A 16,895-nucleotide genomic window follows, 5' to 3' on the forward strand; every position below is an offset into this window, starting at 1 on the left:
CTGCATTAACGCTTTCTGATAGGGATTTTCACTGCATATGTAACGCCTCAGCGTCTTACTACGCATCGCTATGAAGGCATGACGCCTCCGTCATAGCGTCAGCCTGATGCATAGGCATTTTGAAATTCCTATGTGTAGCGGCCTGCAATCGAAATGGCCCGGACCTGCAATCATCGCGTTTTTCGACCAGGATTGATTGCATCTATCCGAGCCAGCAAACCGGGATTATTTGCGAATGAACCTGCGTTCATCTGGTTCGACCTGCAATCGATTGTCATGAACCGGAATTATTTGCGAGTGATCGCTCGCCGCTTATGTCTCATTTGAGCACACCCTTGTGAGACGTATGGCCGAGACGCTTTTTGCGTCTCAATAGGGCGGTTTTTAATTTTTGATACAGTACGTTCACAAATTCTAGAGTCTAAAGAGACAAACTTGACGATGGCACCTTACGGAGGTAAGAGGTTGGAGCTTCCAACAGCAGCGCTACCGGGCTACCGGACTGAATCGTGTGATCGCAGTACAGGGTGCGGAGCAATGAAACAGAAAGTGCACTAAGCCGAGTGCATCCGCGTAAACCCCGCTAAAATCATCGGTTTTCAGTCGCATTTAATCCTGGTCGGCCGCTCTCGATTGCAGGTCGAAGTGGGTGGATGCAGGTTCGTTTGCAGTCAATGCTGGTTCGCGGTGCCGGATAGACGCAATTAATCCCGGTCGAAAAACGCGATGATTGCAGGTCCGGGCCATTTCGATTGCAGGTCGTTACAGGTAGGTGATCGCTGCAAGGGACAAGCGGCCACCGTGCGTGATTGTGCCGTCAAGGAAAAAGAAACCACACCTCCGCTGCCGTTTAACTTGATTAAGCTGCAACAGCACATGAACAAGCGATTTGGCCTGACCGCTGCTCAAACGCTTGAGATCACGCAAGCGCTGCGCGAAAAGTACAAGGCGATCACCTACAACCGTTCCGATTGCAATTATCTGTCTGACGAGCAGTTTGCCGACGCGCCTAACATCCTTGCTGCGCTCAAAGAAAAGCCCGAGTTCATGCACGTGGCCACAGAGCCGGGTATCAAAAGCAAAGCGTTCGATGACAGCAAGATTTCAGCGCACACGGCCATCATTCCGACCATCAATGTGCCTGATATTTCGGCGTTGTCTGACCTTGAAGCCAAGGTCTATCAGGCCATTGCGCGTCAGTACCTGGTGCAGTTCATGCGCAACAAAAAGTATCTTGAGGCCACCGGCTCCGTTGACGTGGCAGGCGAGGTATTTTCCTACAAAGCCAAGACAACAGTTGATCCAGGCTTTGAAACATTGCTCAAGGGATCGAGCAGCGAGAACAAGGAAGTGAACGATGAATCGTCTGATGATGAGGTGGGCACCGCCTTCGAATCCGTCAGCGAGTTGAAAGCAGGGGATTCGGGTTCATGCCGTGAAACCAGTGTGACCGAGAAGACAACCCCGCCTGCTTTGTTCACCGAAGCAACCTTGCTTGCCGCCTTGGTACGCATTGCTGATTTTGTCAGCGATCCTGTGATCAAGAAGTTGCTCAAAGACAAAGATCGGGACAACGAGGCTGAACACGGCGGTATTGGCACGTCAGCGACCCGTTCAGCAATCATTGAAACGCTCAAAACACGTAATTTCATCACCTTGGATAAATCCAAAATAATCCCCACTGAAACGGGGATTGCCTTCTTCAATGCACTGCCCGACATTGCCACGCAGCCCGACATGACGGCACTCTGGTCTGAACAGCAAACGCTGATCGAACAAGGTTCGTTAAGCGTTGACGACTTTATTTCGAAACTTATGACCTTTTTGACCGAGCAGGTTAGCCAGGTCGATGTCGGAGAAATTAAAGGCGAGCACAAACCTCGTGAGGGTGGCTTGCCGCGTCTAGAATCTCCTTGCCCCAACTGCGGTAAAGAAATCGTCGCCAGCGCCAAGACGTACGCCTGCACGGGTTGCACCTTCAAGGTATGGGCCACCATCGCCGACAAGAAGATCACCGCCAGTCAGGTCGAAACGCTGATCAAGAAGGGCAAGACAGTTGAAATCAAGGGCTTTGTCAGTAAAAAAACAGGAAAATCGTTTTCTGCCATGCTAGTTTTGCAGGATAAAACCACTGGCGCTGTCAGCTTTGAGTTTGCTAAAAAGAAGTAACGCCCATTTTTACTGAGTGCTATGAGAGGTTTATTTATGGCTGCTAATGCCTACGAAGACGTCATGCGTGTGTTGTCCAACGTGCGCAGCATCCGTGCTTTTGTCCGTGAAAATGATTATGAATTATTGCTGGAAGCACACGAAAAACTAGGGGTAGCCCTTGACGAGCGTAAAGAAGAATACGCCGCTGAAAAGCTTGAGCGCGAAGCGCGTGAGGTCAAGCGTCAAGAGCTGCTGGCACTGATTGAAAGTGAAGGTTTTGACCTCGGCCAGTTGGCAGGTGGTGACTTTGAGCCTAAAGCCCGGAAAAAAAGCCGCACCTCGACCCAGAAGCGCGAGCCGAAGTATGTGTTCGTCGAAGATGGGGTGACTAAGTACTGGGCAGGCGTTGGCAGAAAGCCTCGTCCGATCGCACAGGCCATAGAAAATGGCGCTTCTCTGAGTGACTTCCTCATCAAAGCCGAGGAACAGCAGAGCCTAGACGTTTAATCGGTCTTTCGGAAGGCGCATAGACCAAGGTCGGCGCTGTAGAGGCTGGCCGATTTTCGCAACCGCGAAAAGGGAGGAAAGCCTATGCAGTATGTGTTCATTATCATCGCCGTTGCTGCCATTGTCGTTTATTCGGCCCAACACGATCTGACTTCGTTCAGCCAATTTATGGATTATGTACGCGGCGATATGTTAGCGCTCATGTTGTGGCTCGCCATCGCCATTGTGGTCCTCGGCGCTGTGTTCGTCGTCATGCGTATTGGCCGAAGGAAATAGGAAAGTGGTATGCCCTATTCCCGTTGATTCGGGGCTTTTTACTGCTGCTATATATCCCCGTCTAAGCTTTTATCAGTAGCGCCGCATTTATAGATCGCGTTCGACGCTCTCAGGTCCTCCGCAAGATCACTTCGCGCCATGATCACCCAGCTTTACCGCAACGGACCCACATTGAACAGCACTGAGGTTGTCAGGTCCCGGAGGCAATTTCCTTGCAGCACCTCGGGGCTTCAGGGGCTAGCCCCTGTTCGTAGCGAAGGCGGAGAGGGGGTCCGGGGGCAATGGAACAGGGAAGTCAGTTAAGCGCAATTTCCTGATGGATTGATTGCGAGTGAGCGCGCGCCGCTTATGTCTCATTTAGGTATACCCAAGTAGGCCTAGCTTATCAGTCATGGCTCAATTTACCTAAACGCAACCCTAAAGAGCCACCCATGAAAGAACTACCCATTTGAGCCATATGGCATTGGCTACCTTGCTTATGACAGCGGCCAATCAGCCATGAATCATCAATGATTAATCAGAGAATAATCGGTTGCGATTAATCAAAGACTGATCTATGATTATTCATAAGTGACTAATCATAGATTATTCACAGATGAATCGTATTTGATTATTCATTGATTATCTAGGTATCAAGCACCATGATTATCCTTTTCGGCTCCCACAAAGGGGGTGTAGGCAAGACCACTCTCATTGCCAATCTCGCGGTAATGCTCCAAAAAAAAACAGCCTCTGTTGCCATAGTGAGGGCTGATAAAAATCAGGACCTGGAGGTATGGACGAGATTTCGCGCAGAAAAAGACGTTCCCGATATCCCGGTCATGACGTGCTATGGCGACATAAGCAAAGACATTCGGAAGCTAGAGACTGTCACTGATGTGGTTTTTGTAGACACTGCGGGCCATGACAGCATGGAGCTGCGTAGTGCACTTACCGTAGCTGACATATTTCTCACACCCGTCAAACCATCCTCACTGCTTGAAATCGCTACGCTTGATGGCTTGTCTTCCATCGTCCGAGAAGCACAGAAAAAAAATTCCAGTGTGCAAGGCTTCACCCTCTTCAACCGATGCCCAACATCATCATTCAACACTGATGCTCAAGACCTCGCTGAGTACCTTAAAACCAATCCTGAGATGCTACCCCCATTACGCTCATGTGTTTCTGATTTGAGGCCTTACGAGAAGGCCATAAACCAAGGATTGGGCGTTCATGAGGTACGGGCAAAAAACGCCTCCAAGGCGAAGGGCCAGCTCGAGCTACTGTTCACCGAGATACAAACCAAGCTTGATTAATCATTGAATAGCATATATGATTAATCAAAGATGAATCACAAATGATTAATCATTAACTTGCGGACTTCGGTGGTTCAATATGGATTTGAGTAAAATCAAAAAACACAACAATTCAACAGCAACGACTGAATCGAAGTCCGTTGCTGAATTCATTGTGAAGGGCGATGCGCGGCCCAATCAAAAACAAAAATCCACGATGGTAGGATTCCGGTTTGATGAAAACACCCTGAATAGCTTGAACAAATTAACAACAGAAACAGGGAAGACGCGCATTACAATCATACGAGCATCTTTGCTCGCCTTTGAATCACTATCCGACAGCGAAAAAGCGCGCTTCTTAATACAGGTAATGACGTAGATTTGATGGGACACCGAATAGATGCCGGGGCATGGCGGGAACCATCCCCAGCGTGGAACACAACGCATCCTGAGAGGGAAATATTATGTCCGAGCGAGACTATAACACAGTCCGTAACCTACCCCTATGCCAGCTTTCAGACCCGAAGTATCTGTACTTGCTGCGAGAGTTCGCCGGTCACATGGCCCCGCCATGCGTGGCAGAAGCGCTGATGAAGTGGCTTAGGGAGACGCTGATTTATTCTAAAACCCAGCTGTTGCCCCCAGATAAATCAAGGCCTCCAGAGCGTTGCAGGGACGAAAAATCGAATAAATCAGCGCCTCCTTAGCCGCCTTTAGAGGAAAGATCATGGATAGGCGAAAAGACAACAATCCCCACCGCACAGCAGAAGCAAAAGGCTCGCTGGATGCAGTGAACCGGCGTCTACTAGCAGAGTGTCCATACAAGACCCCTCAGTTCAGAAACTCATGGCTGCGGGGCTATCAGAAAGCCAAACAACTCGATTTGTTTTCGACGGAGTAAGCACGATGGACGTACCGACCGCAGCGAATGCCACGCATCAATTGATCTGCCAGCACGTTTGCCGGTGGACGAAGACCTACGTAATGCCGTGCCATATCATCAAGACGATGCCAGACGGTCGGTATAAACTGTTGGTGTTCGGAGATAGACACTGGAAAGGACAGGACCATCTGAGTCGCATCCGCTATGTTATAGCTAGCCGGGTCAGGCTGAAACCTGAAAGCTAACTGTTTTCGTAGATTCATTTACGGCACCAAAGATGAACCGAGCCTGTCAGGCTGGGTCTTGTGAAACTCGTTGCGTATCAAGTAATTATGAGGTAAAAAATCTCTGGAACCTCAATAAAAAAAAGGATTAACCTATGAAAGCAATTTACGCCCTTGCGGCCTGCATGGTGTTTTCAGCGGCGGCTATCGCCAGTGAGCCATCACCCGTAACAGTAGGCCACCTGCAAGCAGTTCCAGGCCAAACGCCGTCGATTTCGTACATTACAGGTACAGCAACCAACACCAAGGATCAAGCGCTAGGGAGACGCTGAACAATTAACCCGTTCGCACCGTCCCCATTTCCAAGCCGGTTTTTTTCAACCTGCCGGCCTTATTTTACGTTTCTCGAGCAGATTTCTGCCCTCATTTTGCTGAAAGGCGGGCCAGTCCCGCCTTTCAGACGGATTTATCCTGCCGTCTGTTGTAAATACCGCTTGGCCAGCATCAGATTGGCCAACCCAAACAAACTGAACAACTGCGCTGTATTCTTTTCCAGCCCACGGTAGCGAACCTTGCGATGATTGAAGCGCACCTTGATTACCTGGAAGGGGTGCTCGACCTTGGCACGCAGTTGCGCCTTGGCATATTCAATTTTGCGCTTGACCCGATACAGCACGCTGCCTTCGCCGTGCTGCTTGTAACTGCTTGGCCGTTCTGCAATCGACCAGATAACGTCCCGTTCAGCATGCTCCGGTCGCTTGGCCGCACCGGTGTATCCAGCGTCACCCGAAACATAGGTTTCGTCACCGTGAAGCAACTGGCCAACCTGGGTGACATCCGCCACGTTAGCGGCCGTCCCTACTACGCTGTGCACCAGCCCCGACGTGGCGTCTACACCAATGTGGGCCTTCATCCCAAAGTGCCATTGATTGCCTTTCCTGGCCTGATGCATCTCAGGATCACGCTTGCCTTCTCGGTTCTTGACCGAGGGCGGCGCGGCGATCAGAGTAGCGTCGACGATAGTGCCTTCCTTGAGCAGCAGCCCCCGGCTGGCCAGATGCTGGTTAATCGTTTCAAACAGCAGCCGGGTTAGCTGATGGACTTCCAGCAAGCGGCGAAAACGCAGCAAGGTGGTGGCATCCGGTGCAGACTCGCGACCCAGGTCGATACCCATAAAACCGCGGATGGCCTGGCTGTCGTAGACGGCATCTTCGCAACCTTCATCGGAGAAACCGAAACACTGCTGCACGACGTACATGCGCAACATGCGCGACACCCCTATCGCAGGGCGTCCGCGCTTGCCTGCGGTGTTGCTATAAAACGGCGCCACTTGCGCCTCCAGCAGGGCCTAGGGCACCAACTGTTCAAGGTCAGCCAGGAAGCGATCTCGGCGAGTCTGCTTTTTCTTGCCGGTATATTCGAGTTCGGAGAAGGTCTTCTGCACGCGCGTAACGCTCACGGAGAGGGAGGCTGTTGAAGGAACTTAGTGTGCCAAGGGTGGGGACAGTTGGCTATTTTTGCAGCGCCTCCCTAGGGAACGTTTTCGTACATTTCAATTTGTACGACGCCAATAACGCTCTGGTAGGGAACGCCATTGCCACTGCCAGTAACCTGGCACCCAAAGACACATGGAAATTCAGCGCCGGTGTGACCGTCCCGTATGACCACTTCGTTTTGGTCAAGGTTGACACTTACTGAACACCGCTCAGAATTTCAACCTAGGCCCGAGTTTAATCTTGGGCCGCAACACCTCTTCCTTCACCTCAGTGAATTGGAGTTTCTCTTTCATCTGCTTTTTCTGACGCTCAGGGGTATGAAGGTTAATTTTTTTTCCTGCTTTTTCTAACGTTTCTGCCATTGTGACTGTTCTATCCGGCCCGTCAATACTGGTATTTTCAATTTTCCATTCGTTGCGCTTGACTGTCTTGTAGCCCTGGACTTCGCCATTTTTATCATACGATGGTACCTCAACGGCTACAGCGCCTTCCTTTTTAAGCTTGATGACATGACCCACCTCGACTTTCTCCCGTTCGATTTCCTCAAGCAGCGTCTTACCCCATAAGGTCACCTCTTTTTGTCCATTGAGGGTCTTGTAGGTGATATAGTTCGAACGTTTTTTTTTTGTCGAACTGATAACTGGCTGATCCAAACTCAACCACTTCGTACAGGTTACGTGTCCGCTCAGGACCATGTTTAAGGTGGTCTTTCAACGCAAAATCACGCATATGGGTTGCTTTCACATTGTAGCCAAGCCCTTGCAACTTTAGGCTCATGGTGGTGCGCAATTGCCGCAGGTCTTGTTTCTTGATGTCCATCCGTTGACCGTTTTTGTCCGATATTTTCAAAACCACATGGACATGTGGTTTTTCCGTATTGTCGTGGTAGGCCATGACAAACGCATTGTCAGGGTATTTTTCTTTAAGTGTTTCCCTCACTGTATCAAACAGTTCCTCACGCGACACCTTTTCTGATGGGGGCGGCGAGAACACAATATTATGTGTTTGCTTTTTAAGCTGGTCCACGTCTTCATTTGCCTTTGCAGTAGGGGCAATGGTTCCTGAGTGAATCATGTTGTCCTTCAATTCGGAAAGCCCTTCCGATCCATTCCATTCATTACCTTCATCGTCATAGAGACTGAGTTCCCCATCATGAGACATGTAGTCTATGGCGTTTTTAATACCGCTAGCGGTGGAAGCTGAGCCAGTGATTTTTACCATCATTTCCTTACTGGGTAATTGCCGAATAGCTCCGGTTGACTTGCCATTATTCTTTTTGTGTTGGTTGACTTTGAATGCAAAAGCGCTCTTTGACGCCTTATCGGCACGCGCCCTTTTGACCCGCCATTCTTTTTCGACATGCACGCCCATAACTAGCCCTTCATGCCCTTACGGTTAAAGCTCCAGCGATCTACAGAGACCTCCTGCAACTCATCTATTTTCTTAATCGCCATGGCCATATAGCTGTTCAATGTTTCAATTTCTTTAAGAAACGCCGTGTCGTTCATGTCTAGCTTTTTCGATTGGAACATCATATGGCGAATGTTACGACCGACCGCATCAATAGCCGCCCTGAGTCCTCTTATTTTCTTGATTTCATCAGGCAATAATTTCGACGAAGCCGACAGCGATGAAACAATCCTGAACCGGCACTCCCTGGACATGGACCAGTCATTCAAATGTGCATGATAGGCAATCGCTTCCTTTTCTTCCGTTGATAACGAAAATCTAAGCCGTTCGCTATTTTCACTTAAATTTAATTCTTCGACGCTGTCTTCTTCTGCAATTCTTAGCACAAACAGCTTCGCCAACGCACTTATCGTTGTACCGCTCTTTGATATTTTAGCTACTGCCCGCTCATGCGCTTCCGAACTGATTCTAAAGCACACCTTTTTTTCAGTTTTTGCACTCATACAAGAGCCTCCGGCAGCGGGGAGACAGCCCAAATTGAGACACGCAGTGGCGTCAATTTGGGCCTCTCTCCCTATCCTGCATCCGATCTTAAAATTTGCGTCCTTCCATCACACTATCTTTAACGCACGGAGAGCTGAAAAGCAAGCTGGGCATGGGCTAAGCCGTGAACACGGCGTGTAGCCAACGGCCTATTCTGGTGAAAAGCCTCATGCCTAACGCCCTGCGCTGCGCTTCGGTTGTTCAATCCACATCACCAGCCGAAACGAGTTTCGGCGGCGCTGAGGATTCGACAGAAAAACCTAATGATTCTATAATGCGGTATTACCTTTCTATACCCAGAGGTTATTCCTTATGAAAGCGGCAACAAATCAACCCATGGCAGTAAAACTGGATTTTGGGATGCGTGATCGAATCCAGCAGCTTGCAAAATCACAACAGCGGACACCGCATTGGATGATGCGCGAAGCTATAAAACAGTACGTTGAGCGCGAAGAAAAGCGTCAGGCGTTTCGGCAAGAAGCTATTCACGCATGGAATGAATATAAGGCCACCGGTCTGCATCTGACTCTGGAAGAAGTCGAGACATGGTTAGCTCAACTGGAAGCAGGTAAAGACGTAGAGCCACCTGCATGCCACAACTGATCTGGTCGCCCTCTGCGTTGCGCGATATTCAACGCCTTTATCGGTTCTTGGCGCTAAATAATCCAGAAGCCGCAAGACGAGCAGTTAAAACTATCAGGGAGGATATTAGGATTATTGCCGAACAACCGGAAGTAGGTAGGCTAGCCGATAGGATGGCAACCGAGTATCGGGAATGGTTAATTGATTTTGGCGACAGTGGCTATGTGATTCTATACCGCTACGACACAAACGAAATAGTTGTCGTAGCGGTCCGGCATCAAAAAGAAGTTGGCTATTGATGCTGGTTTTCAGTGGTACACTCAAGGCATCACGGAAAAAAGACCGAGAGAGTTTTCGACCAGCATGCAGGCCTTGCAATGCTCGAAACAATTGACGCCGAGCGTAAAGCCAGAAAGCCTCCCTACTTACGTATGTGATAGACGGCAAGTCCTATTGAACTCTGACCCCAATTGCGCCCTGAATTCAAAATATCAATGAAATGGTTTCAATCCAATTTAAAAGAAAATCATAGTGAATTTCCTTTAAACGTCCATCTGCAAAGTCTAGGCCTATTTTGCCAACGAACGCGTCGATTTCGGCTTCAACATTCGAAACCGTCACTGAGTTCATATCCTCATCCAACTCATCGAGTATTGACTCAAAAACAGCGACTTCTACGGCCATATCCAAAAAATGACGCGCCTCTGCCTCCAAGGGTCCTCTAGCCTCGCCGCCCGGTGACAAGCTGACAGCCCAATGACAATCGAATGTAAAACAGCCTGACTCTAATGTTTTGACCAGCTCGGTGTGAAGGGCCTGGTCAATGGTTTTTTCTGCCAAAAGCTCCATGAAAAATTCATTTATCGCGCTGGTCATCAATGTTCTAAACTCGCCACGAATACGCGAACAAACATCAACAATTTCATATAGGTCATTTATCAACTCATCATGAGTCATCATGCGATATCTCCTAAAGCTGGTTGCCCGCTAACCTAGTGTTCGATCAAAGCGGCATCGCCAAATGGACACTGATAGCATTTTCAACGGCTACCATATCAACCTTGGATAGTTTACCTAACCGGTTCTTTAAACGCTTCTTGTCCGCTGCCATTATCTGGTCGGCCATCGCTTTACTGCTTTGCCCTTCAAGCGTTATGAGCGCTTCACCGGGATACGTTCTCTCGGTACTGCTGGTTAACGGTACAACAACGACCCGTGCCAAATGGCGGTTAGCTGAATCGTTGCTCACGATCACTGCTGGCCGCGTTTTTTTAATCTCACTGCCAACAGAAGGATCGAATTCAACCCACCAGACTTCACCGCGAAGCATCGCGCATATCCTCGGACAGGGCATTGCACCAGTTGATTGCAGCGGTTTCGCGTGCCGTGTCTGCCGCCATAGCTTGATAGCCAAGATCGAGTGACTTACCCACAACGTGGGGCCTCAGTAAGTCCTCAATGAATTGGCTCATCTTGCGTTTACCTACCGTTCTGTACAGCCCATCGTAAACATCCTCATCCAGCGTAATTGTCATTCGCTTGTGCATGGCTACAACCTCGTTATGCGTTATGCGTATAACGTACTATTCTCAGTGCGATCTCGAAAATAAGCAAGCCTCCACGATCCCGCCTAAGGCGCGATCAGTGGTCAGGCCACCCCCGCTTGCGGGGTTGAGGCGGGTGAGTGCGCAGCACGAATGCTCTGGACGTTGCTTGTGATTTTGCTTCGAGGGCCAAAAAAGTTATCCACAGAGGCGAGGGGTCCACGCGCGTCTTTTTTCTATATCTTTTTTCTAAAAAGCTTCTAGGTCAAAGTGCCACTAAATCTGAAAGCCTTATTTATAGAGGCTTACAGCCATATGTATACCGTACTGAGCTACCCGCTATACCGTACTGAGCTACCCGCTATACCGTACTGAGCTACCCGCTATACCGTACTGAGCTACCCGCTATACCGTACTGAGCTACCCGCTATACCGTACGATCATCGGTGCTATCCCGTGCTGAGGTGATTGCTATGGATAAAGGCTTGACAGGAAGTCCCACCGAGGATAAAAAAGATGCAGATGCAGATGCAGATGGTTGCTAAAATGAGGGGAAAACACCATGAGGGTAGTCGATTTGAAGTCGATATTTTGAGATTGAGGCATGAAGGACTGTCATATGACGCTATAGCGCTATGGATCGCTACGCATAAAAAGACGGTTGTCTCTGTTGGCGCTATTAGGGGGTTATTAAGAAAGCTGAGCTTAAAAACGCCGCAGAAAAATAAATTCCTGCCCTACACCGTGGAAAGTAGAAGGGCAGGAATACCAACAAAGCAGTATGAGGACAAAGCAATGATGGCATTGCAGAGTGTACAGGTTGAGGCGTGTCCTTTGAAAGGGGGAACTCATGACTAAGCCCTTGAAGGTCGGTTAAAGGCCATGGCCGAGAAAGCTAAAAAAAGAAGTGAGGTAGCAGAGCAGCAAGATTCGGTGCAACCGGCTTGCGACGAGCGCAATCTTGTTTACGGCGTTCAAGTCGCTGAGGATGAGATAGCTTTTCGTTTGTCTCTTGTTCTGCCATCACCTGGTGATGATCGTCGGGCTATGGCTAATGCCATTTTGCGCAGCTCTCTATTCGTGTGGTCGAAAAAGGGAAACGCAAGTACGAGAAAAGGTCCACAAGGTTACGATTCAAGGTCTTTCCTTGTCCGTGACGGGTGAACAACTCGATCAGTCAGATTTGGATGTTTTTTTGGAGTGCCTACACCGCCACCAAGATCAGACTTTGGGTACGAAAGTACGTTTCACAGCGGGTAGTTTTCTGCGAGCTATTAATCGCGACGTTGGCAAGGCTAACTACCTGTGGTTGAACGATGTATTGGCTCGTCTTTCACTCTATGGAATCGAATTAGGGGATGGTCAGCGTTTTTATCTTGGTACGTTGTTAAATGAAATGTACCGTGATGAAATACGCGGGAATATGTGATTATGGTCAATCCTAAATTTTCTGTTTTTTTTGCGGATGGACTATGGACTGGCCTAGATACCGAAGAGCGGCAATCTCTTAAAGGCAAAGCGTTGGCTTTGTGGTTACATGGCTTTTATAGTACTCATGAAAAGCCATTTCAGTACAAGGTCGAGACGCTTAAGGTATGTGTGGGAGTGAAACAGGTGAGCTTTTCAAATTTCGGCAGACTTTAAAGAAAGCGTTGTCTGACCTTAGCGTAGTTACATGCTGGACCTGCTGGATTGATGAGAAAACAGATCTAGTGCATGTGGTGAAAACCAAGGCGGTGCGTCATGAGTAATGTCGTGAAATTCCCGGGCCAAGAAGACGACCCCGTCCCGATAACGTGGTGAGTTTCCTGATGCCAAACAGCGGAAGGCCTGCACGCTAGTTCGACGGGGCAAAGGCACCCTCGAAAAAACCGGTCGTTCGGGACGTTGTGTTGGTCGGTGGTAAAGGCATTGTTCAAAGCGGTCCGATATGCCGCTGCCTTTGTTCTTTTTATGGCGCTCGCCGTGCCATTGGGTGTGCTGCACAGCTTCAAAGGGTTGATCACATTTTTCGGCGTCGTCACCTCTGCCATTTTGTATTGGCATGATGGCCTTACCTACGTGCATACCGCGAAGGCGGGTGCACCGACCGTCTACACATTTGTAACGTGCCTGGTGCTGGTGGTGCTTGCACATTCGGGCAAGGCGGTGGCTGAGTGGTTGTCTGAAAAACGTATAGCCTTCCGGCTCTTCGGCCTCTAAGGAGGCGCTGATTTATTCGATTTTTCGTCCCTGCAACGCTCTGGAGGCCTTGATTTATCTGGGGGCAACAGCTGGGTTTTAGAATAAATCAGCGTCTCCCTAAGGAGACTAATCCATTCGACAAAAGCACTCAACATAAGAGACGGATGCCGGAGGCTCTTATAGGGTGTGTACTGTCGTGCATGAGGGATTTTGAAATGGCGATTTTTCTGGAAGGGCAAGAAGAGTGGACAACTGATCTGCTCCCTGAACTTTCACCGCAGGAGGGCAAAGCGGTAATCATGTATTCACATGGCTTTTCGTTGAGAACGATTGCCATTGAAGTGGGTATATCCCCGCATACGGTTCGAGTTTATCTGTCTAGAGCTAAAGACAAATTCGAAATTCATAACCTTTTTGAGCTTCGTGATATTTGTATGCTTAGGGAGGCGCTGATTTATTCGATTTTTCGTCCCTGCAACGCTCTGGAGGCCTTGATTTATCTGGGGGGCAACAGCTGGGTTTTAGAATAAATCAGCGTCTCCTTAGAGTCAACAGCCTGATTTTAAGGAAAATGTCAAGTAGCCAAAATTGGCTACATGACAGCATTTCCCCCCCTGTGACCTAATGGATACCAGCGAGGAACAGCCCGCTAACAAAATTAACCGGGATGAGGAAATGGCATGTTGAATGAGTTCGAAACCGAAGACGGAAAGGCCAAGTGGCGCTCGGCAGAGGTGCGCGTCATGCTCGATGCCGATGTGCATTACCACGTGGCCAAGGAAGCCTTTGAGCGCAACATCCCGAAACGCAAGGTGATCCAGGAAGCGCTGCTGAAAAACTACGGCATCGACTATGCGCCGATGATTGGCGGCGAGTGAGAGGCTTCCCATGAAGGATCGTTCACAGGTCAGACAAATCGTAAAGCGCGACACGTCCGACCTTACCCGGCTCTCCCCGGCGCAAGCGAAGGCATTCGGCGATGCCGTCATGGCTGATTTCACTATAACCATCCAGCTCAAGGCGAGCAAATACACGTGTGGTGGTTCATGCATAGGTGTAACGACCTGCAATCGAAATGGCCCGGACCTGCAATCATCGCGTTTTTCGACCGGGATTAATTGCGTCTATCCGGCACCGCGAACCAGCATTGACTGCAAACGAACCTGCATCCACCCACTTCGACCTGCAATCGAGAGCGGCCGACCAGGATTAAATGCGACTGAAAACCGATGATTTTAGCGGGGTTTACGCGGATGCACTCGGCTTAGTGCACTTTCTGTTTCATTGCTCCGCACCCTGTACTGCGATCACACGATTCAGTCCGGTAGCCCGGTAGCGCTGCTGTTGGAAGCTCCAACCTCTTACCTCCGTAAGGTGCCATCGTCAAGTTTGTCTCTTTAGACTCTAGAATTTGTGAACGTACTGTATCAAAAATTAAAAACCGCCCTATTGAGACGCAAAAAGCGTCTCGGCCATACGTCTCACAAGGGTGTGCTCAAATGAGACATAAGCGGCGAGCGATCACTCGCAAATAATTCCGGTTCATGACAATCGATTGCAGGTCGAACCAGATGAACGCAGGTTCATTCGCAAATAATCCCGGTTTGCTGGCTCGGATAGATGCAATCAATCTGGTCGAAAAACGCGATGATTGCAGGTCCGGGCCATTTCGATTGCAGGCCGCTACACATAGGAATTTCAAAATGCCTATGCATCAGGCTGACGCTATGACGGAGGCGTCATGCCTTCATAGCGATGCGTAGTAAGACGCTGAGGCGTTTACATATGCAGTGAAATCCCTATCAGAAAGCGTTAATGCAGGTTATTTCACCGCGAAGCCTAGGTGCGGACGCACCTTCCCCTGTCAGGCTTCACGTACCTCATCTGCGCGATCGCCTGAGCGTTGAGGACCAGTCCCTGCACGTCAGCCCGCTGATTGCCGCCGTGTATACCATCCGCGCGCCACACAGCACGCAACGGAACGGATCGACGTTTAGAAAGGCTTTGGCCATCTGCCAAAATACAGCTTCGGTGTCGGTCCTGGCGTCGCCATCTTCAATGCTTCATACACCTTCGGCAGGTATTTCCCACACACCCGATTGGCCAGAAAACCAAAATACCGGATCATCCGGAAATGCTTTTCCGGGATGTGCTGCACCACCCGGCGCAGCATGTCGGCCTGGCTCAGCGTTTCCTGCTGATAGGTCTGCGTGCGGTGATCCAGGTAGGTAAAGCTCAACGTGGCTCCGGAGGTGTAATGCGCCAGACGACTGCCCGAGATGGGCGGTTTTTTCAGGTAGCGGCCCAGGTAATTGACGGTCTTTCGGCCGTTTTCCGTCTTCTTCGACAAGTGGATGTGCCAGTGCTGGCCGCCAGCGGTCAGTATCAGACGGTGCCAGTCGCTTTCACAGTGGATGTGGGCCAGCTGCGGCGGCATCGTCAATTGCGAAAGCGGCTGTCCCAGCAGGTAATCGCGCACCAACCACATCCAGCGCCGCCGCAGGGCCTCTTTGTGGAACGACAGATTTTTCCAGACGCCCTGCTCATCCAGGCCGCCCGCGGTCACCGACAGGTGGACGTGGGGATGCCAGTTGAGCCGCCGGCCATAGGTGGCAGCCCCCCGAAAATCCCGACGCGCAAACCGCGCCGCCTGGCGGTGTAGATCAGGTTATCGGCCGCCAGACGAAACAGCGCATCGAGCAGCCAGCGGTTGTAGAAGAACAGGGACCACAGCGTGTCGGGCAGCGTGAACACCAGATGCTGCCAGGGGCAGTCGGGCAGACGGTTGTTTTGCACGGCGATCCACTGGTCGGTGGCCTTTTTTGCCGCAGGAAGGACAGGCCCGGCAATGGCAGGTGTTGCACAGGTATTTGACGTGTGGGCAATGCTCATTGGCGCAGGTGTAGTGTTTGACGCCCAGTATCGAGGTGCCGCAGGCGAGCATTTTGCTGATCGACTCCACTTCGATTTGGCGCAGACCGCCGGCCTCCAGCAAATCTGCCCAGCAGCCGTTGGCCGTGAAGAGGTTTTTGAGCGGTCGAGGTTTGTAAGCAGGCGGTGCAGAGGCCACGTCAGCAGGGCGGCTCCTCATCGTGGTGAATGACGGCGGTGATGGCGAATCCGCCTGGCCCTTCTCTCATCGAAACGCTTACGCAAGAAGCGTCGGGAAACATGTCGTTCATGCATAGGAATTTCAAAATGCCTATGCATCAAGCTGACGCTTGGAAGGAGGCGTCATGCCTTCATAGCGATGTGTAGGAAGACGCTGATGCGTTACTTATGCAGTGAAAATCCCTATAAATCAGCGTTAATGCAGGTTATTTCACCGCGAAGCCTAGGTGCGGACGCACCTTCCCCCTGTCAGGGCTTCACGTACCTCATCTGCGCGATCGCCTGAGCGTTGAGGACCAGTCCCTGTACCGTCAGCCCGCTGATTGCCGCCGTGTATACCATCCGCGCGCCACACAGCACGCAACGGAACGGATCGACGTTTAGAAAGGCTTTGGCCATCTGCACAAAATACAGCTTCGGTGTCGGTCTGGCGTCGCCATCTTCAATGCTTCATACACCTTCGGCAGGTATTTCCCACACACCGATTGGCCAGAAAACCAAAATACCGGATCATCCGGAAATGCTTTTCCGGGATGTGCTGCACCACCCGGCGCAGCATGTCGGCCTGGCTCAGCGTTTCCTGCTGATAGGTCTGCGTGCGGTGATCCAGGTAGGTAAAGCTCAACGTGGCTCCGGAGGTGTAATGCGCCAGACGACTGCCCGAGATGGGCGGTTTTTTCAGGTAGCGGCCCAGGTAATTGACGGTCTTT

At 50.4% G+C, this 16,895-nt stretch carries 21 protein-coding genes and 3 pseudogenes; 15 read left to right on the plus strand and 9 right to left on the minus strand.

The window, feature by feature from the left end; genetic code table 11:
- Positions 1-726: 726 nt before the first annotated feature.
- The 6 genes from BLT55_RS30300 to BLT55_RS33285 all read left to right on the plus strand — a co-directional run bounded on the left by BLT55_RS30300 (position 727) and on the right by BLT55_RS33285 (position 5,109).
- Positions 727-2,169, plus strand: coding sequence for a type IA DNA topoisomerase (locus BLT55_RS30300; protein ID WP_223862854.1), 1,443 nt, complete (start codon positions 727-729; stop codon positions 2,167-2,169).
- Between the two features lie 36 nt (positions 2,170-2,205).
- Positions 2,206-2,658 (plus strand): H-NS family histone-like protein, encoded by a 453-nt coding sequence (locus BLT55_RS30305; RefSeq protein ID WP_044319875.1) that lies wholly within the window; start codon positions 2,206-2,208, stop codon positions 2,656-2,658.
- Between the two features lie 84 nt (positions 2,659-2,742).
- The gene (locus BLT55_RS30310) at positions 2,743-2,934 is read left to right on the plus strand and encodes a hypothetical protein (RefSeq protein ID WP_020313370.1); all 192 of its coding nucleotides are present in this window, start codon (positions 2,743-2,745) and stop codon (positions 2,932-2,934) included.
- Between the two features lie 641 nt (positions 2,935-3,575).
- A complete protein-coding gene (locus BLT55_RS30315) occupies positions 3,576-4,229 on the plus strand; it encodes a division plane positioning ATPase MipZ (protein WP_005759583.1) in 654 nt (217 codons plus the stop codon).
- Positions 4,230-4,308: 79 nt separating this feature from the next.
- The gene (locus tag BLT55_RS30320; RefSeq protein WP_055000329.1) at positions 4,309-4,587 is read left to right on the plus strand and encodes a hypothetical protein; all 279 of its coding nucleotides are present in this window, start codon (positions 4,309-4,311) and stop codon (positions 4,585-4,587) included.
- 348 nt (positions 4,588-4,935) lie between these two features.
- Entirely contained in the window at positions 4,936-5,109 is a 174-nt protein-coding gene (locus BLT55_RS33285; protein ID WP_122377688.1) for a ribosome modulation factor, read from the plus strand.
- 672 nt (positions 5,110-5,781) lie between these two features.
- On the opposite strand, the pseudogene BLT55_RS30330 reads toward BLT55_RS33285, so the two are convergent.
- A pseudogene (locus tag BLT55_RS30330) lies at positions 5,782-6,759 on the minus strand (IS5 family transposase).
- 53 nt (positions 6,760-6,812) lie between these two features.
- On the opposite strand from BLT55_RS30330, the gene BLT55_RS34335 reads away from it, so the two are divergent.
- Positions 6,813-7,013: an FxLYD domain-containing protein gene (locus BLT55_RS34335; protein ID WP_223862832.1), complete on the plus strand. Its 201-nt coding sequence runs from the start codon at positions 6,813-6,815 to the stop codon at positions 7,011-7,013.
- Positions 7,014-7,020: 7 nt separating this feature from the next.
- On the opposite strand, the gene BLT55_RS34340 is transcribed toward BLT55_RS34335, so the two are convergent.
- Genes BLT55_RS34340 through ddp1 form a run of 3 tightly spaced genes read right to left on the minus strand, consistent with a single transcriptional unit; the run spans position 7,021 to position 8,724 of the window.
- A complete protein-coding gene (locus BLT55_RS34340; protein ID WP_223862831.1) occupies positions 7,021-7,383 on the minus strand; it encodes a hypothetical protein in 363 nt (120 codons plus the stop codon).
- A complete protein-coding gene (gene mobP1, locus BLT55_RS30340) occupies positions 7,367-8,182 on the minus strand; it encodes a MobP1 family relaxase (protein ID WP_223862830.1) in 816 nt (271 codons plus the stop codon). The genes BLT55_RS34340 and mobP1 overlap by 17 nt, the downstream gene beginning before the upstream one ends.
- A 2-nt stretch (positions 8,183-8,184) precedes the next feature.
- On the minus strand, positions 8,185-8,724 hold the full coding sequence (gene ddp1, locus BLT55_RS30345; protein ID WP_054999198.1) for a DNA distortion polypeptide 1: 540 nt from the start codon (positions 8,722-8,724) through the stop codon (positions 8,185-8,187).
- Between the two features lie 352 nt (positions 8,725-9,076).
- On the opposite strand from ddp1, the gene BLT55_RS30350 reads away from it, so the two are divergent.
- Together BLT55_RS30350 and BLT55_RS30355 are read left to right on the plus strand one after the other, a co-directional pair.
- Positions 9,077-9,367, plus strand: coding sequence for a CopG family ribbon-helix-helix protein (locus BLT55_RS30350; RefSeq protein ID WP_054999197.1), 291 nt, complete (start codon positions 9,077-9,079; stop codon positions 9,365-9,367).
- Complete coding sequence (locus tag BLT55_RS30355) at positions 9,355-9,645, plus strand: type II toxin-antitoxin system RelE/ParE family toxin (RefSeq protein ID WP_054999196.1); 291 nt, start codon at positions 9,355-9,357, stop codon at positions 9,643-9,645. The genes BLT55_RS30350 and BLT55_RS30355 overlap by 13 nt, the downstream gene beginning before the upstream one ends.
- Positions 9,646-9,829: 184 nt before the next feature.
- Here BLT55_RS30355 and BLT55_RS30360 read toward each other — a convergent pair whose 3' ends face one another.
- Genes BLT55_RS30360 through BLT55_RS30370 form a run of 3 tightly spaced genes read right to left on the minus strand, consistent with a single transcriptional unit; the run spans position 9,830 to position 10,893 of the window.
- Complete coding sequence (locus BLT55_RS30360; protein ID WP_054999195.1) at positions 9,830-10,306, minus strand: hypothetical protein; 477 nt, start codon at positions 10,304-10,306, stop codon at positions 9,830-9,832.
- Between the two features lie 43 nt (positions 10,307-10,349).
- Entirely contained in the window at positions 10,350-10,676 is a 327-nt protein-coding gene (locus BLT55_RS30365; protein ID WP_004668271.1) for a type II toxin-antitoxin system PemK/MazF family toxin, read from the minus strand.
- On the minus strand, positions 10,663-10,893 hold the full coding sequence (locus BLT55_RS30370; protein WP_004668272.1) for a hypothetical protein: 231 nt from the start codon (positions 10,891-10,893) through the stop codon (positions 10,663-10,665). Before BLT55_RS30370 ends, BLT55_RS30365 begins: the two co-directional genes overlap by 14 nt.
- Before the next feature lie 513 nt (positions 10,894-11,406).
- On the opposite strand from BLT55_RS30370, the gene BLT55_RS30375 reads away from it, so the two are divergent.
- The 6 genes from BLT55_RS30375 to BLT55_RS30395 all read left to right on the plus strand — a co-directional run bounded on the left by BLT55_RS30375 (position 11,407) and on the right by BLT55_RS30395 (position 13,952).
- Positions 11,407-11,748: a hypothetical protein gene (locus BLT55_RS30375; protein ID WP_074801991.1), complete on the plus strand. Its 342-nt coding sequence runs from the start codon at positions 11,407-11,409 to the stop codon at positions 11,746-11,748.
- Positions 11,749-11,772: 24 nt separating this feature from the next.
- A complete protein-coding gene (locus tag BLT55_RS34345; RefSeq protein WP_244159039.1) occupies positions 11,773-12,054 on the plus strand; it encodes a hypothetical protein in 282 nt (93 codons plus the stop codon).
- On the plus strand, positions 12,044-12,319 hold the full coding sequence (locus tag BLT55_RS34350; protein WP_244159040.1) for a replication initiator protein A: 276 nt from the start codon (positions 12,044-12,046) through the stop codon (positions 12,317-12,319). Before BLT55_RS34345 ends, BLT55_RS34350 begins: the two co-directional genes overlap by 11 nt.
- Positions 12,320-12,801: 482 nt before the next feature.
- Complete coding sequence (locus tag BLT55_RS34355) at positions 12,802-13,092, plus strand: hypothetical protein (protein ID WP_244159041.1); 291 nt, start codon at positions 12,802-12,804, stop codon at positions 13,090-13,092.
- Positions 13,093-13,289: 197 nt separating this feature from the next.
- Positions 13,290-13,604: a helix-turn-helix transcriptional regulator gene (locus tag BLT55_RS30390; protein WP_104442851.1), complete on the plus strand. Its 315-nt coding sequence runs from the start codon at positions 13,290-13,292 to the stop codon at positions 13,602-13,604.
- Between the two features lie 150 nt (positions 13,605-13,754).
- On the plus strand, positions 13,755-13,952 hold the full coding sequence (locus tag BLT55_RS30395; protein ID WP_005759570.1) for a hypothetical protein: 198 nt from the start codon (positions 13,755-13,757) through the stop codon (positions 13,950-13,952).
- Positions 13,953-14,913: 961 nt separating this feature from the next.
- Here the strand turns inward: BLT55_RS30395 and BLT55_RS30405 are convergent.
- Together BLT55_RS30405 and BLT55_RS30410 are read right to left on the minus strand one after the other, a co-directional pair.
- A pseudogene (locus BLT55_RS30405) lies at positions 14,914-16,165 on the minus strand (IS91 family transposase).
- A 269-nt stretch (positions 16,166-16,434) separates the two neighbouring features.
- Positions 16,435-16,895, minus strand: a pseudogene (locus tag BLT55_RS30410) (transposase); the annotation flags it as partial.

This window comes from Pseudomonas cannabina, from assembly GCF_900100365.1.
GTDB classification, from domain to species: domain Bacteria; phylum Pseudomonadota; class Gammaproteobacteria; order Pseudomonadales; family Pseudomonadaceae; genus Aquipseudomonas; species Aquipseudomonas cannabina.

What these genes read in the sequence shown, in the direction of transcription:
- BLT55_RS30315 (WP_005759583.1), top strand. Translation starts at nt 3,576, where the DNA reads ATGATTATCCTTTTCGGCTCCCACAAAGGGGGTGTAGGCAAGACCACT.
- BLT55_RS30305 (WP_044319875.1), top strand. Translation starts at nt 2,206, where the DNA reads ATGGCTGCTAATGCCTACGAAGACGTCATGCGTGTGTTGTCCAACGTG.
- BLT55_RS30310 (WP_020313370.1), top strand. Translation starts at nt 2,743, where the DNA reads ATGCAGTATGTGTTCATTATCATCGCCGTTGCTGCCATTGTCGTTTAT.
- BLT55_RS30375 (WP_074801991.1), top strand. Translation starts at nt 11,407, where the DNA reads ATGCAGATGCAGATGCAGATGGTTGCTAAAATGAGGGGAAAACACCAT.
- BLT55_RS34345 (WP_244159039.1), top strand. Translation starts at nt 11,773, where the DNA reads ATGGCCGAGAAAGCTAAAAAAAGAAGTGAGGTAGCAGAGCAGCAAGAT.
- BLT55_RS30355 (WP_054999196.1), top strand. Translation starts at nt 9,355, where the DNA reads ATGCCACAACTGATCTGGTCGCCCTCTGCGTTGCGCGATATTCAACGC.
- mobP1 (WP_223862830.1), bottom strand. Translation starts at nt 8,182, where the DNA reads ATGGGCGTGCATGTCGAAAAAGAATGGCGGGTCAAAAGGGCGCGTGCC.
- BLT55_RS30360 (WP_054999195.1), bottom strand. Translation starts at nt 10,306, where the DNA reads ATGATGACTCATGATGAGTTGATAAATGACCTATATGAAATTGTTGAT.
- BLT55_RS30395 (WP_005759570.1), top strand. Translation starts at nt 13,755, where the DNA reads ATGTTGAATGAGTTCGAAACCGAAGACGGAAAGGCCAAGTGGCGCTCG.
- BLT55_RS30370 (WP_004668272.1), bottom strand. Translation starts at nt 10,893, where the DNA reads ATGCACAAGCGAATGACAATTACGCTGGATGAGGATGTTTACGATGGG.
- BLT55_RS30350 (WP_054999197.1), top strand. Translation starts at nt 9,077, where the DNA reads ATGAAAGCGGCAACAAATCAACCCATGGCAGTAAAACTGGATTTTGGG.
- ddp1 (WP_054999198.1), bottom strand. Translation starts at nt 8,724, where the DNA reads ATGAGTGCAAAAACTGAAAAAAAGGTGTGCTTTAGAATCAGTTCGGAA.
- BLT55_RS30365 (WP_004668271.1), bottom strand. Translation starts at nt 10,676, where the DNA reads ATGCTTCGCGGTGAAGTCTGGTGGGTTGAATTCGATCCTTCTGTTGGC.
- BLT55_RS30320 (WP_055000329.1), top strand. Translation starts at nt 4,309, where the DNA reads ATGGATTTGAGTAAAATCAAAAAACACAACAATTCAACAGCAACGACT.
- BLT55_RS30390 (WP_104442851.1), top strand. Translation starts at nt 13,290, where the DNA reads ATGGCGATTTTTCTGGAAGGGCAAGAAGAGTGGACAACTGATCTGCTC.
- BLT55_RS30300 (WP_223862854.1), top strand. Translation starts at nt 727, where the DNA reads ATGATTGCAGGTCCGGGCCATTTCGATTGCAGGTCGTTACAGGTAGGT.
- BLT55_RS33285 (WP_122377688.1), top strand. Translation starts at nt 4,936, where the DNA reads ATGGATAGGCGAAAAGACAACAATCCCCACCGCACAGCAGAAGCAAAA.